Source organism: Auritidibacter ignavus (assembly GCF_029853775.1).
Lineage (GTDB): Bacteria > Actinomycetota > Actinomycetes > Actinomycetales > Micrococcaceae > Auritidibacter > Auritidibacter ignavus.
Window position 1 is genome coordinate 1656302 of record NZ_CP122564.1, and the last position, 14095, is coordinate 1670396.

Sequence of the window (14095 nt, forward strand, 5' to 3'; positions counted from 1 at the left end):
ATTGATGCTCCGAGGTTAACACCTAGGGGGTTACATGCCGGTTACAGAAACCAAAGGAGAACTCACCGCTGCATGGGCCCGATGCGCTCAACTGGGCCTTTCTCGCGACTTACAGGAACCAGCTTTGGTCCACAGCGACAATGATGTCCAGTTGCAACGGCTCCGCAGTGGCCTATCGGACATTGCTACTCCGCTGTGGGAAGCGTTTTCAATGTGCAGCTCTCACGAGCAGGTCATGATTCTGACCGACTCGTTCGGAACCGTGTTGTGGAGATACGGCACCTCGAAGATGCTCAACCAGGCAGACCGGATTGGCTTCGTGGAGGGCGCAGGTTGGTCCGAACCCAGTGTGGGAACCAATGCCATTTCCCAGGCACTAAGGACACAAACAGCATCACTCGTCTCCGGGGAACAGCACTTTGCCTATAGCCACCAGAGATTTAGTTGTATGGCGGCCCCCATAACCTGTCCCAGATCAGGGTCTGTCATCGGAATTCTCGATATCACCGGCCCGTGCACGACCATCAGCGAAGATATCACCGCCATGGTTCAGTTCAGCGCCGGCCTGGCAACCGGTTTACTCCGGTCGCAATTAGAAGAAGCTTCGGAAGCTAACCTAGTCCGTCTCAGGTTGCTTGGTTCTCAGCCCGCAGTCTCCGTGCCTGGGCGGGGATGGACGCAAATACCCTTGCGCGGGGCAGAGGTTCTCGCAATGTTGGAGTCACGCCGGCGCGGGTGGTCGGCAGCGGAACTGACCGGTGAACTTTATGGGGATTTCGGACTACCCGGAACTATAAGGACGGAGATGCACAGACTCAGAAAAGTGCTCGGTGATGCGTTGCTGTCCCAGCCCTACCGGTTTGCCGAAGATGTCGTGGTTACATCCGACGTTAGTAAAGTTGAGCAACTTCTCAGCGAGGAAGATCTTGATGGAGTCCTCGATCTTTATACCCAACCACTACTAGCGCACTCGGCCAATGAGCGGATTTTGCAGTGGCGGGCCTGGCTGGATCAACACGTCGAACAGCTCGTGCGCTCAGCAGGTACTAAGTCACAACAGATTCGGTGGCGCCGAACCGAAATGGCATTCCAAGACCAAGACCTCTAGCCGAAGTCCCGGAGCGTTCGAGACCGAAAGTACTCAAGCATCGTACTGAGTGAGCCCAAAAGCTTCTCTTCTGCCAGCTGACTTCGGCAATACAGCCTTGATGGTCGTCCCGGTAGGCAACACGAGAAACAAGGGATCAGTCATCGCCCATCGACGCAATAACTGTGGCCGGAGGAGTATTCTCGCTCAGCCACCGTTCCTCCCACGTCCGGGAGCAGACCCACGGCCGAGCATCCTGCCTAACAGTGAGCACATTCCGTTCAACCGCAAATGCCCGGTTCTGGAATTCATCCCGCTAACCAGCCTGTTGCGCCATCGGAATCAGAATTACGCTCCTGAGACGAATCACAGTGGTAGATCTAGCCACCGTGGTGCCTGTGCCTGGAACTCTTCGGCACCAAGGCTATGGCCGACCGCCGCCGGTATCGCCCCGAGTAACGGGGCAATCGTTGAAAGCGCCTGGCGGTTGTCGACATCGACCGGTAGGGCAGGATCAGGCCAGGAACCAATGATGATCCCGCTGACCTCGACGCCACGATGAGAGAGCGCTTCGGCGGTCAGCGCGGTGTGATTAAGTGTGCCCAACCGTGAACGGGCGACGATGATAGCACTGACGTCTCCGTCTAAGTCGACCGCTAAGGCTCGGGCGAGATCGGCCAGCGTGTGGCCACCGAAGTCGACAAGCACACCACCGGCACCCTCGATGAGGACATGGTCAGCTTCAGTCCGTGTGGCCAGTGCACGGATCAGGGCAGCGTGTTCATCAACGGTCGGTAACGAGACTTCCTCGGCCCTGGCGGCCGGTACCGGCGCCATCGGCAATCGCAGGGTCACGTGGGTGAAGGTTTCGATGCCGGCAAGCCGGGCGACGATCTGTGCATCGGATTCGGTGACGACATCGGAATACTGCGCCTCGAGCACGGCGCGTTCGGGATCGTCGGGGCGAATATGACCGGTCTGGACCGGCTTGACCATCATCACTCGTCGCCCGGTGGCAGACAGCCTTGCAGCCAGCGCAGCTGTCGTGATGGTCTTGCCGACCCCCGTGTCGGTACCCGTGACAAACACGTACCGGGGCATCATGAGTCGGCCGCCCGGGTACCAGAGGACGCTGATAAGGCGCAGGCGCGGATGATCGCCTGGATGCGCGTGCAGGCGCGTTCCAGTTCCGCGTCACTGAGACCGGCGCGTGCTGTAGACCGCACTCGCGTGATGCCATCGGGGACTGAAGGAGGCCGGAAACACCCCACGAGGATGCCCTCGTCGCGGAGCAATTCTCGAGCTCGCACCCCGGATTCGGGTGTGGGCATGGGCACCGAGAGCACCGCACCGGCCGGGACCGGTACCTCGAGCGCGGCGGCAAGCTGAGCTCGAGCCGTTGCCATATCGGCCACACGGTCGGGGGTCATGAGCTCGAGCGCGGCATGGGCTGCAGCGGCATTAGCCGGGGCCAGGCCGGTGTCGAAGATGAACGAGCGGGCGGTGTTGATTGTGGCATCGCGGACGAGCTCGCTACCCAGCAGAGCACCACCCTGAGAACCGAGGGCCTTCGACAGCGTCGCGGTGACGACCAGACGGTCGCGGTGCGCGCTGAGTTGTGCGGTAGCACCGAAGCCGGTGTGCTCACCGGTACCAGCGACGCCCAGCCCGTGGGCCTCATCGACAAGGAGCATGGCATCATATCGGGCGCACAAATCGAGCAGTGTCTCAAGGTCCGCGGCATCGCCGAGGACGGAGTAGATCGATTCGACGATCACAAGCGCCTCAGGGTGAGCCCGTTCAGCCAGAGCGGTCTCAACAGCTGCCGTATCGTTGTGTGCCACGATATGCACGGGCGCCTTTGTCAGCCGGCACGCATCGATGAGCGAGGCATGATTATGCGCGTCGGAGATGATGAGCGTGTTGGGACCAGCCAATGTTGTGACAGCCGCCAGATTGGCCATATAGCCACTTGAGAAGGTCACACAGGCGGCGTGTCGCAGGCGCTGGGCCAGGACGGCTTCCAACGCATGATGCGCGCCTGTCGTCCCGGTGACAAGGCGGGATGCGCGTGCCGAGGTGCCGAACTCCTCAATCGCGGCTACCGCGGCAGCGTGAACCTTTGGGTGGCGAGAGAGACTGAGGTAGTCGTTCGACGCGAGGTCGAGACCGGTGAGCGCTGAGTCGCGACGGTCCATATTGGCCGTGACACGACGATCACTGGCGACTGCAAGGCGAGCAGTGATCGCGTTCATGATGCCGACTCCTGGGAATGTGCCTCGGCCGCAGCGACCATTGCCTGCGTCATTCTATCGACCATCTCGGCCGTGGAAATATAGGGTGGCATCGTGTAGATGTGGCGCCGGAAGGGTCGGAGCCATGTCCCGTGTTCGGCCGCAACGCGGGTGGTCAGGCCGATGTCGACAGGCCGGTCGAGTTCGATAACACCAATTCCGCCAGTTACGCGCGCCCCAGTGACGGCCGGCAACTCCCGGGCCGGCGCAAGACCGGCCTCCAGCGCCGGGGAGATGCGTTCGATCGCCGGTTGCCACCCGCTGGTTTCATCGCCGAAGAGCAGCCCCAGGGAGGCGTTCGCGGCCGCACAGGCAAGGGGATTGGCCATGAATGTCGGGCCGTGCATGAGCGCGCGATATGAGGAGCGGGTAATAACCTCGGCAATCGGACCGCTACACAGAAGGGCCGCCATGGATACATATCCCCCGGTGAGAGCCTTACCTAGACACATGACATCGGGGGTAATCCCGGCAACCTGCGAAGCGAAAGCGCTACCAGTCCGCCCAAAGCCGGTGGCTATTTCATCGGCGATGAGCACTGCGTCAATGTCATCGGCCAATCGTCGCAGAGCCTGCAGTGCCGCCGGATGGTAAGGTCGCATTCCTCCCGCGCCCTGGAACAGGGGCTCAACAATAACGCCGGCCAGCTTGCCCGCAGAGGTATCCACGAGGTTTTCTGCCTCACGTACCCATGCCTGCACCTCGGCCGCGGGTGCCTCAGGGAGTGGAGGTTGGGCGAGGAAGATGTTTTCAGCTAGGAGGGAGGCGAAATCCGCGTGCATGCCACCGACCGGGTCGCAGACACTCATCGCCCCGGTCGTGTCGCCGTGGTAGGCGCCTTCAAGAGCAAGGAAAGTACCGCGTTCTCGCCCGCGGGCACGCTGGTACTGAATCGCCAGCTTGAGGGCGACTTCGACGGAGACCGACCCGGAATCAGCCAGGAACACGTGATCGAGCCCGGCCGGGGTGACCTCGACGAGGCGTTCAGCCAATTCCACGGCAGGGTCGTGGGTCAGTCCGCCAAACATCACGTGGGAGAAACGCCCGATCTGCTGGGTCAGCGCCGCATCCATCATCGGGTTCCGGTAGCCGTGGACGACCGACCACCACGAGCTCATTCCATCAAGGAGCCGATGTCTGGTGCCTGCAGCATCCACCAGGTTGACGTAGGGCCCCTCGGCACCGGTTACCGAAAAGTGTGCAACAGCATCGAGCGGGCCGTACGGGTGCCACAGCAACCCAGTATCCCGCTGCAATGTACTGGCCTGAGCCCCAGGTACAGGTTCAGACATGGCGGACCTGGTCCGTAGCGACACCGCGAGCATCACCGGCGTGTGACGAAGATCTAAACATCTTCTTATTATTGAACAGTGTTCAGTTGGGTGCCAAATCGACACGCCCCCCCACAATTTGCCCTGGTGAAATAGGGCGCGCGTGGCCGTTGTAGCATTCGATGACGCACCGGGGTTTCAGGATCTGCTCCTCGCCCGGCGCAGGACGACTAGTCTTCCTCGAGGTTGGATCCAGTTGGTGGGTGAGCACCAGAACGGTTCACCGTCACCATACCCAGCCCGCGCTTTGATCACACCACGCGCTACAATCAGCCCAGTGTCTCCGACCCACGGGATAGGAGGTGTGCTTCATGACCCCACGACCGCGGACTACTGTTTGCCGATAAAGTAATCCCAGTCGGCCTCGGGGGCGTTTCCATGATCAAAACGTTGCGGACGGAAATTGTCGAGCATCGTGCTCGGTGTTCCCGAGAGTTCCTGCTCGACGAGCTCAGCAAGAATCATTGCGAGCGTCATGCCCGAGTGGGTGACTTCGGCATAGATGGTCTCGTGGTCATCCAGGTAACCGACAATAGACAATCCATCGATAGGGAAACTGCGACCGGAGTAGTACACCTTCTCGAGTTCGATCTCGACTCCGAAAAACTCCCTCAACCGCTGACGCATCACGGTCGAGGTGTCCTCCAGTAGCTCGGCGGTTTCGCCTTCGACCACGCGTTCTTCCATGGCTGGTATCTGAACCCAGAACCGGCCATCATTTCGGGGCCGAACATTCATCGCTGAACTGATGATCACCCGGTTCAGCATGGCATCGGTTGGCTTTGTCACTCCAATCAGCGAGTGCGTGCGGGTACTCTGCTCACCAAGATCGGCGGTCGGAATCGTGAATCCGGATCGTTCCCCGATCTGACGAGACCATGCACCGGCTGCCAGCACCACCTTATCTCCCCTCGTCTGGGGCCCATCGCGGAAAACCACACGGGCACCCTGTGGACCGGGAATGACCTCGATCACCTCCCGGACCGTCAAGCGAACCCCGTGGTGCTCTAATTGACGTAGTAGCTCATCGGCTAAGCCTTGTTGGTCGAGCCAGGCTTCCATCGGAAAGTACAGTGCGCTCTCCAAGTCCTGTGGCCATGCAATGCTCGGTTCCAGCTTATGGAGCTGCTGCCGGTCAATCACCTCCACCGGATAACCCAGGGAACGCGATTCTTCCAGTCGCTGGCCATACGTTTCCTGGCGTTCGGTGCCAAGATCGGCCATGATTGACCCGGTTTGATGGAACCAGGGCTGTAAGGGTGAATCACCCTCCACTCGTCGTTGATCCAACACCGATTCCTGGAACTGCGCGTGCGCGTGAATTCCTGCTTTATTGGGTTGATGATAGGTTTCGGGGAGTTTGTGATTGGCATTAATCCAGGCGAAAGAGCGATGACTGGCCCCGGCAAAGGGGCTCTTCACAATCGAGGGTGTAGACGGGGGTCTCGGGGAAGTGGCGCGTCGATAGCTGGATAGAGGTCGAGGCCTTCCGATGGTGGAAGTTCCTACACAAGCCATCTGAAAGACCTCGACGTGCCTAACGCTACCTTCGACGACTGTGACCTGACCAAGTTTTGCCGGCTGGACGAGCTCGGCCTTCAAGCTACCGGGCAACGGGTGGAGCCCGGGCGGGCGGTACTGGCCTGTCGGGTGGTGGAGCCAGATGAGTGGTGTCACCGCTGTGGTTCTCAGGGCACCGCGCGGGGCACGGTGATCCGCCGGCTGGCGCACGAGCCGCTGGGCTGGAGGCCCACGACTCTGCACGTCACGGTTCGGCGCTACCGGTGCGCCGACTGCGCCCACGTCTGGCGCCAGGACACCACCGCCGCGGCAGAGCCGAAGGCCAAGCTCTCCCGCCGTGCCCTGCGCTGGGCCCTGGAAGCTCTGGTCGTGCAGCACCTGACCATCGCCCGGGTCGCCGAGGCGTTGGGGGTGCGGTGGAACACCGCCAACGACGCCGTGCTGGCCGAGGGCAAGCGTCTGCTCATCGACGACCCGGCCCGGTTTGACGGGGTCACCGCGATCGGCGTGGATGAACACGTCTGGCGCCATACCCGGCGTGGCGACAAGTACGTCACCGTGATCATCGACCTCACACCACTGCGCGTCGGCACCGGTCCGGCGAGGTTGCTGGACATGGTCGAGGGCCGCTCCAAACAGGCCTTCAAGACCTGGCTGGCCGAGCGTCCGGCTTCCTGGCGGGATGGCGTGGAGGTGGTGGCGATGGACGGGTTCACCGGCTTCAAGACCGCAGCCACTGAGGAGATCCCCGAAGCCACCACGGTCATGGACCCCTTCCATGTGGTCCGCCTGGCCGGAGACGCGCTCGAGCGATGCCGCCGGCGAGTCCAGCAACAGGTGAACGGCCACCGGGGCCGCAAACAGGATCCGCTCTACAAGGCCCGCCGGACCCTGCTGACCGGGGCCGACCTGCTCACCGAGAAGCAGTATTCCAGGATCCAGGACCTCTTCGAGGCTGACGAGCATGTGGAGGTCGAGGCCACGTGGGCGTTCTACCAGCACATGGTCGCCGCCTACCGCCAGACAGACAGGGCCGAGGGCAGGGCGATGATGGAGCAGCTGATCGCCAAGCTGGGCCGGGCAGTGCCGACCAAGCTCATCGAGCTGGCCGGTCTGGGTAGGACGCTGAAGAAAAGGGCGGCAGACATCCTGGCCTACTTCGACCGCCCCGGAACCTCCAACGGACCCACCGAGGCCATCAACGGACGACTCGAACACCTGCGCGGATCCGCCCTGGGCTTCCGGAATCTCACCAACTACATCGCCAGGTCCTTGCTCGAGAGCGGAGGATTCAAGCCCCGTCTACACCCTCGATTGTGAAGAGCCATTAAAGCCAGAAGCCGGCGAGAAGATCTCTCGCCGGCTTCCGAAACGCGCGATCACTTATTTCTTCTTGGCGTCCTTCTTGTCGTCGTTGTTGTTGTCGTCACCCAAGAACTTGTCCTGAGCCTTGTCGACAGCGTCGTTGATCTTATCGCCGTGTTGGTTCTTCAGGTCGTTCAATTTATCTCCAAGTCCCATGATCACTCCTCAAGATTGGTTATCAAGGATAGTGCCATGCTAAACATGCCGTTGCCGGCACTGTCTACCGCTGACACCTTGGCTCGCGCCACAACGTCCTATGAGTTTCCTGAACCGTTGCTGTCTGCCTCCGGTGTCTGCAAGTGGTGCACGTAGTCCACCAACCACTCGCGCAACTCGGGCCCCAACTGGGGGTGTTTCAGCGATAATTCCACGTTCGCCTTGGCATATTCCACCTTATTACCGGTGTCATAGCGCCGACCGTGGTGCACCACGGCGACCACTCCTCCGTATGCGGCGGGATTCTCGGCCATGGTCACCAGCGCATCGGTCAGCTGAATCTCGCCACCGGTACCGGTGCCGGTCTCTTTGAGCACCTCGAAGACCTTCGGCGAGAGCACATACCGACCAATCACCGCCAACTGAGACGGCGCCTGCTCCGGGGCGGGTTTTTCGACCATGGTGTCCACCCACAGTGCTTCCCGCCCATAACGGGTGAGCAACGGATCAGCCTCCGTGGCCGGAGCAATCACACCGTAGGAGCTGACCTGCTCGGCCGGAACCGGCTGGACCGCCACCACCGAGGCGCCGGTCTGCTCGTGGACCTGCAACATTTCGGTCAACAGCGCCCCGCCCTGATCGATCAGGTCATCGCCGAGCAACACTGCAAAGGACGCACCGCGCACGTGGTGAGCGGCCTGAGCGACCGCATCCCCGAGCCCGGCCGGTTCACGCTGTCGCACATAGTGGAAGGTGGCCAGATCGGTAATGGCCTGCACCTGTGCGAGCATCTCGGTTTTCCCCTTGCGCTCCAGCGTGTCCTCGAGTTCCGCCACGCGATCGAAGTGATTGACCAGGGGGTCCTTATTGCGACCCACCACAAACAACACGTCGGTCAGTTCAGCATCCACGGCCTCTTCGACCACGTGCTGGATCGCGGGACGATCCACCACCGGCAACATCTCTTTGGGCAAGGCCTTCGTGGCCGGTAGGAATCGCGTTCCCAATCCTGCCGCGGGAATCACCGCGGTAATCACGGGCTTGGTCACGAGGTAACCTCCTTCGCTGTCTTTTCGCGGGTCTGAGCGCTGCGGCCCATCCCCAGGTAGTGGAATCCTGCAGCCGTCCACGCGTCCATATCCAGCGCATTGCGGCCGTCCAGCACGATCCGGCCGGTCATCGACCGTGCGATCGTGCGTGGATCCACCTCGGTGAATTCTTTCCATTCGGTCAGCACCGCCACCGCGTCGGCCTCCACCAGGCACGAGGCCAGATCATCGAGGACTCGAGCCTGTGGTAGTGCAACGCGTAAATTCTCCCCGGCCCGGGGGTCATACATACTCACCCGCGCCCCGGCATCGATCAGCTGCTGGGCCACCGCCACGGCGGGCGAATCCCGCACATCATCGCTATCGGGCTTGAAGGCCCCACCCAGCACCGCGATGCGAGCGCCGTTGAGCTTGAGCACCCCGGCCAGTTTCTCCACCGCCCGGGTGCGAGCGCGCTGATTGACCGCATCCACTTCCGACAGGGTGCCCAGCGCGTCCTCCAATCCGAGCTGTTCGGCCCGATCCTGGAAGGCCCGAAGATCCTTGGGCAAACAGCCTCCACCAAACCCGATCCCGGCGCGCAAGAACTTCCGACCGATCCGGTCATCGTGGCCCAGCGCTTCGGCCAGGGTGGTCACATTGGCCCCGGTGGCGTCGCAAATCTCGGCCATGGCGTTAATAAAGGAGATTTTGGTGGCCAAAAACGAGTTGGCGGCGACTTTCACCAGTTGCGCGGTGGTAGCGTCGGTGATCATCCGCGGCACGCCGTCTTCCAAAAGCTGTGCATACACCTGATCCAGGGTGTCTGCGGCTCCGGGCGTCATCGTCCCGTACACCAGCCGATCCGGGTGCAACGTGTCCTGGATGGCGAATCCTTCCCGCAAAAACTCCGGGTTCCACACCAGACCGAATCCAGCCGGCACTACCCGCTCGGCCAGCGACTCGGCGGTCCCGACCGGCACCGTGGACTTACCGGCGATCAAGCTACCGGGCTGGGCTTGTTCCAGCACAGTGTCCACCGCCTGATTGACGTAGCTTAAATCCGCGCCCCGTCCCGCACTGAGTTGCGGGGTGCCCACGCAAATAAAGTGCACCTCGGTCTGCTTGATCTCAGCGGGATCGGTCGAAAAGCTCAGACGGTCGCCTAGCTGGCGGGCGATCAGCTCACTCAGCCCGGGCTCGTAGAACGGAAGCTTCCCACTGACAAAGCCATTAATACGGCGCTCGTCCACATCAATACCGACGACCTCGTGGCCCAGCTCGGCCATGCACGCAGCGTGCACCGCCCCCAGGTAGCCACAGCCAATCACCGAAATTTTCACGGGTTTGACGACCTCTCTTCACGATTCATCAGCCGGCGCGGTCACGCCGTGCCACACGATTAAAGCCCCTGCCGGTCACCAACGATCAAGTCCCGGTTGATCTCAAAGCAACTGTCAGGTGTCCATCGGGTTAACGACCGGCCGGGTTCATCGAGTATTTACATACCCGTCAGCCTTGGGCTACCTCATCGTGACTACGCGGTCGTTCGCGCCCGTCATCCTGGGAGGTATGAGAATTCAGTTCGTTGCCGAGTCCTTTCTGCCCCTGATGAACGGGGTCACCAATTCAATTCTCAGGGTCGCCGATCACTACGCGGCCACCGGCCATGATCTGTCGATCATCGCCCCCAAACAACGCGGGGCGCAGAAGTTTTGGAAGGCCTCCAACGGCCGAAAGATCCGGATTCGCCACGTCTCCTCGATCCCGCTGGCCGGATACACCAGCGTACGCATTGCCACCACCAACGTCGCTCAACTCAAGCGCCGGATCCTGGACTTCGACCCAGATGTCATCCACCTGGCCTCCCCCGCCGTGCTGGGACGCACCGCCGGCATCGCCGCCCACAAGCTCGATATCCCCACCGTGGCCGTCTACCAGACCGACGTGCCCGGCTACACGGCCAAGTACGGGTTGGCCCTGCTGGAACATACCGCCTGGCAGGTGTTGCGCGATCTGCACAACCGCGCTGATCTGACCCTGGCCCCCTCCACTGCCACGCTGAAGCAGCTCGACGACCACGGCTTCCAGCGCTTGAACCTTTGGCGTCGCGGTGTGGATTTCTCCAATTTCTCCCCCGATCTAGCCAAGCCGAAGTTGCGAGCCAAGCTCACCGGGGACGATCCGGACCAGCGCATTGTGATCTACATCGGCCGTCTGGCCCCGGAGAAGCAGGTCGAGGACCTGAAGATCATCCACGATATGCCAAAAGTGAAGCTGGTTGTCGTCGGCGATGGTCCGGAAAAGTCCACGTTGCGGAAGCTGATGCCCAACGCCTACTTCCCGGGTTTCAAATCCGGAAAGGAACTGGGTGAACTGCTGGCCACCGCCGATCTATTCATTCACCCCGGCGAGCTGGAGACCTTCTGCCAGACCATCCAGGAAGCCATGGCCTCGGGACTACCAGCCATCGCTCCCCGCGCTGGCGGACCGGTCGATCTGATCACACCGGGCCACACCGGGTGGCTGTACACCCCGGGCGATCTGAACCAGCTGCGCGATTACGCCTACGATCTGCTGTTCGACGACACGAAGCGCGCCTACTTCGGCCATGCCGCCCAGGATTCCGTCCGCAAGCGGTCCTGGCCGGTGTTGGCCGAACAGCTCATGGGCTACTACCACCAGGCCATTGAACACCGATCATATCGGGGCTCAGACTCCGCCACCAAAGGCCACTCGATCACCTCGGAGTTCTAGCCCGCAACACACAGCACGGCACCCAGGCCAGCAGGCACCGGGCGCCGTCGTGTATCAAGGAGTTTCTTTACTCGGATTCTGGCCCGACGATCGCGGCCAGATTATTCAGCGAGCCCTCGAGCTGTTCCTCAGTGAACAGCGGGAACAAGTTCTTGGCCAGCAGGTCCTGGTCGGTGACCTGCGACCAGTCGTAGGTTAGCGTCACGCGGGTCTGATCTGAGTCGAGTGGCTCGAGCTCGTAGATCCACTGCCAACCTGGAGGCTCGGTTCCTGCCGGAGCGGTCTTCCAGCCTAGTAGCTGGTTTTCGTCGTAGGCCACCACGTGGTTATCAGTTTTATAGTCACCACCCATGTGATCGCCAGTCATGTTCATGCGGAACACATCGCCGACCTGCTGAATTCGGTCGGTCTTATCTTCGGAGACGACGGTGCTGGTGCCATCAATACGAGCGTGATTATCCGGCAGAGTCAGCACCTGGAAAATTTCCTTATTCGGTGCATCAATAATACGGCTGACCTGGATTTGAGTTTCACCATGTGCGGTTTGATTTGTCGTCATATCTCTCACGTTAACGAGCTCATCGGTCAATGTCGAGACGTGGACTGTGGATTCACAGCGGATCACCAGCTCGATGTCATCTTCTCATCCACAGTTGGCATCTGCACCACGTAATAGAACACAGTTTCGATAGTCTAGAAAGCAATCGATCAGCGCTGCGGATGACACCCGCAGATCCATCGTCGAACGAACCGAGGAGGTGGCCATGCCGACACCGGATCTGAGCTTCGTCGATCTCGATCAGTTGCGCGCTGCCACCTTTGGACAGAAGGCTGAGCTGGTCAAACTCGTCATGACTGAATTGGCAACAGATTTCCAAGCTCCTGACGCCTATGACCAGTTGGCCAGATGGCGCGAAGATCATGGCTATGCGGAATGGAATTCCCATCTGGCTGCTGAGAAAACACCGACCACGCTCATTCCACCGGCCAATATGCATGATTCCTTGCCGACCTTGCACCACACCACACAGCAGGTCGCCAGAAGCCTGGATCATGTTCATGCGCTCTTGACTGGATTCACCACCCGCGCGACGGCCACGGCGGAGGAACAACAGGCTGTTTTAGGGATTCCCCGCACTGCTCGCGGGTTTAAGAATGAGAAAAAATACCTCACCGATCGCACCGGGGTTGGGTCCGCCGATGCTCAGCAACATATCGAGCGTTCCAAGTATCTGAGCCCACCAGCCCCACCTATTTCCGGGGGCCCGGCTCCAAAAGTGGAGTTCCCCGCCCTTGGTGACGCTTTTCGCTCCGGAAAACTCCCCACCGCTAGCATGGATCGACTCATTCGCCTGATCAAAGAGATTCGTCGCTACGGCGCCCAAACGTCAACTCCAACCACGCTGGTGGAGAAGGTTCTCGAAGAAGCGATTCCGATTATGACTGATCAGGCGAGTCAGATGTCGGTCAATGACTTCGCCAAAACCTGTAAGGATTGGAAACCCAAGCTGTGCTTCTTTCTCGACCAAGATGGACCGGCACCGGAAGAAGTGCTGGAGCCCCAACGAGGCACCGATCAGTTCTGGGTTAAACCTCGTCATGATGGCGGTGTCGATTTCGGTGGCACTGCTTACGGGCACTATGCCGAGCTGCTGGCCACCATCGACCATGCGGCGAATAACTTCGCGGTGATGAAAACTAAGGTCGGTACCACCGGTACTGAGGCACCTGAGAACCCTATTCTGACAGCGCTCAAGGCAAACTTCCCGGAGTTGGACCCTTCGACCATCGTCAGCATTGACGAGCAACACCGTGAGCGGCTCTATTCCGAACAGGCTCTTTTCGATACTCGAGCGCGGGCTCAGCGTAGCTTTGATACTCTCTTCGGCGTCTTGCTGGCGGGAATTGCGCTGGGCAAAAACAAGACCGGACTTCCCCACACGCGAGGCCAAGCCACCAAGGTCCACATCACGATGGACTACGAGACGTTCTCTCACCAACTGGCGCATCGATATCAGCTCGATGACGACCAGCGACGATCTTCTTTAGACGCCTTCTACACCACCCACCGAGGAACTCCAACCACCCCGAAGGGCCACAAATTCCGCTCCGAAGGACAATTCATCGGCACCGTCCACCCACAAAGACTCAGGGCGGCTGTGTGTGATGCCGGAATCATCCCGCATGTTCTGGGAGCAGAAAATGAAGTGTTGGACTTAGGACGCGAGAAACGAGAATTCTCTGGGGCACAGCATCGCGCTCTCATCGCCCGAGACCAAGGTTGCGCCGCCCCGGGGTGCACTATGCCTGCGGCCTGGTGCCAGATTCACCATATTGTCGAGTGGGAGAACGGCGGGCAGACAGACATCAATAATGCGGTGCTACTGTGTAGCGCCCACCACGTGGATGTACATACCAAGAAGTGGACGATCGACCGCATCGACGAGCACGGAGTGTGGTTTGTTCCAGCGCCGTGGCTGGATCCCGATCCATCCCCTCGACGCAATGCCTACCGGAAGCACTAAGGCCGCCACCGAGTGCGGTGACGGCCTTAGT

Annotated in this window: 12 protein-coding genes; 4 read left to right on the plus strand and 8 right to left on the minus strand. The window is 60.5% G+C overall.

Annotated elements, in window-relative coordinates:
- The first annotated feature begins 34 nt into the window (after positions 1 to 34).
- Positions 35 to 1108 (plus strand): sigma-54-dependent transcriptional regulator family protein, encoded by a 1074-nt coding sequence (locus tag QDX22_RS07565; RefSeq protein ID WP_110101410.1) that lies wholly within the window; start codon positions 35 to 37, stop codon positions 1106 to 1108.
- Positions 1109 to 1453: 345 nt separating this feature from the next.
- Here the strand turns inward: QDX22_RS07565 and bioD are convergent, their stop codons facing one another.
- The 4 genes from bioD to QDX22_RS07585 form a co-directional block, all read right to left on the minus strand.
- The gene (bioD, locus tag QDX22_RS07570) at positions 1454 to 2191 is read right to left on the minus strand and encodes a dethiobiotin synthase (protein WP_199445909.1); all 738 of its coding nucleotides are present in this window, start codon (positions 2189 to 2191) and stop codon (positions 1454 to 1456) included.
- Entirely contained in the window at positions 2188 to 3342 is a 1155-nt protein-coding gene (locus tag QDX22_RS07575) for an aminotransferase class I/II-fold pyridoxal phosphate-dependent enzyme (protein ID WP_110110949.1), read from the minus strand. The genes bioD and QDX22_RS07575 overlap by 4 nt, the downstream gene beginning before the upstream one ends.
- Positions 3339 to 4673 (minus strand): adenosylmethionine--8-amino-7-oxononanoate transaminase, encoded by a 1335-nt coding sequence (bioA, locus tag QDX22_RS07580; protein WP_279717703.1) that lies wholly within the window; start codon positions 4671 to 4673, stop codon positions 3339 to 3341. The genes QDX22_RS07575 and bioA overlap by 4 nt, the downstream gene beginning before the upstream one ends.
- A 369-nt stretch (positions 4674 to 5042) precedes the next feature.
- The gene (locus QDX22_RS07585; RefSeq protein WP_279673443.1) at positions 5043 to 6134 is read right to left on the minus strand and encodes an NAD(P)/FAD-dependent oxidoreductase; all 1092 of its coding nucleotides are present in this window, start codon (positions 6132 to 6134) and stop codon (positions 5043 to 5045) included.
- A 111-nt stretch (positions 6135 to 6245) separates the two neighbouring features.
- Here QDX22_RS07585 and QDX22_RS07590 point away from each other — a divergent pair, with 111 nt between their 5' ends.
- Positions 6246 to 7553: an ISL3 family transposase gene (locus QDX22_RS07590; RefSeq protein WP_117328628.1), complete on the plus strand. Its 1308-nt coding sequence runs from the start codon at positions 6246 to 6248 to the stop codon at positions 7551 to 7553.
- Between the two features lie 63 nt (positions 7554 to 7616).
- Here QDX22_RS07590 and QDX22_RS07595 read toward each other — a convergent pair whose 3' ends face one another.
- From QDX22_RS07595 to QDX22_RS07605, 3 genes are all read right to left on the minus strand, one after another.
- Positions 7617 to 7754 carry a hypothetical protein gene (locus QDX22_RS07595; RefSeq protein WP_158278402.1) on the minus strand — a complete coding sequence of 46 codons (138 nt, stop codon included), beginning with the start codon at positions 7752 to 7754 and terminating at the stop codon, positions 7617 to 7619.
- 98 nt (positions 7755 to 7852) lie between these two features.
- On the minus strand, positions 7853 to 8803 hold the full coding sequence (locus tag QDX22_RS07600; RefSeq protein ID WP_110101570.1) for a UTP--glucose-1-phosphate uridylyltransferase: 951 nt from the start codon (positions 8801 to 8803) through the stop codon (positions 7853 to 7855).
- On the minus strand, positions 8800 to 10125 hold the full coding sequence (locus QDX22_RS07605) for a UDP-glucose dehydrogenase family protein (RefSeq protein WP_110110540.1): 1326 nt from the start codon (positions 10123 to 10125) through the stop codon (positions 8800 to 8802). The genes QDX22_RS07600 and QDX22_RS07605 overlap by 4 nt, the downstream gene beginning before the upstream one ends.
- Positions 10126 to 10354: 229 nt before the next feature.
- Between QDX22_RS07605 and QDX22_RS07610 the strand changes: the two genes are divergently transcribed.
- The gene (locus tag QDX22_RS07610) at positions 10355 to 11539 is read left to right on the plus strand and encodes a glycosyltransferase family 4 protein (RefSeq protein ID WP_279717704.1); all 1185 of its coding nucleotides are present in this window, start codon (positions 10355 to 10357) and stop codon (positions 11537 to 11539) included.
- Between the two features lie 67 nt (positions 11540 to 11606).
- Here the strand turns inward: QDX22_RS07610 and QDX22_RS07615 are convergent, their stop codons facing one another.
- Positions 11607 to 12098: an SRPBCC family protein gene (locus QDX22_RS07615; RefSeq protein WP_110099959.1), complete on the minus strand. Its 492-nt coding sequence runs from the start codon at positions 12096 to 12098 to the stop codon at positions 11607 to 11609.
- Between the two features lie 205 nt (positions 12099 to 12303).
- Here QDX22_RS07615 and QDX22_RS07620 point away from each other — a divergent pair, with 205 nt between their 5' ends.
- On the plus strand, positions 12304 to 14064 hold the full coding sequence (locus tag QDX22_RS07620; protein WP_279717705.1) for an HNH endonuclease signature motif containing protein: 1761 nt from the start codon (positions 12304 to 12306) through the stop codon (positions 14062 to 14064).
- Positions 14065 to 14095: the final 31 nt, after the last annotated feature.

Coding starts and splice junctions, on each gene's coding strand:
- QDX22_RS07565 (WP_110101410.1), top strand. CDS start 35: ATGCCGGTTACAGAAACCAAAGGAGAACTCACCGCTGCATGGGCCCGA.
- bioA (WP_279717703.1), bottom strand. CDS start 4,673: ATGTCTGAACCTGTACCTGGGGCTCAGGCCAGTACATTGCAGCGGGAT.
- QDX22_RS07620 (WP_279717705.1), top strand. CDS start 12,304: ATGCCGACACCGGATCTGAGCTTCGTCGATCTCGATCAGTTGCGCGCT.
- bioD (WP_199445909.1), bottom strand. CDS start 2,191: ATGATGCCCCGGTACGTGTTTGTCACGGGTACCGACACGGGGGTCGGC.
- QDX22_RS07610 (WP_279717704.1), top strand. CDS start 10,355: ATGAGAATTCAGTTCGTTGCCGAGTCCTTTCTGCCCCTGATGAACGGG.
- QDX22_RS07595 (WP_158278402.1), bottom strand. CDS start 7,754: ATGGGACTTGGAGATAAATTGAACGACCTGAAGAACCAACACGGCGAT.
- QDX22_RS07615 (WP_110099959.1), bottom strand. CDS start 12,098: ATGACGACAAATCAAACCGCACATGGTGAAACTCAAATCCAGGTCAGC.
- QDX22_RS07575 (WP_110110949.1), bottom strand. CDS start 3,342: ATGAACGCGATCACTGCTCGCCTTGCAGTCGCCAGTGATCGTCGTGTC.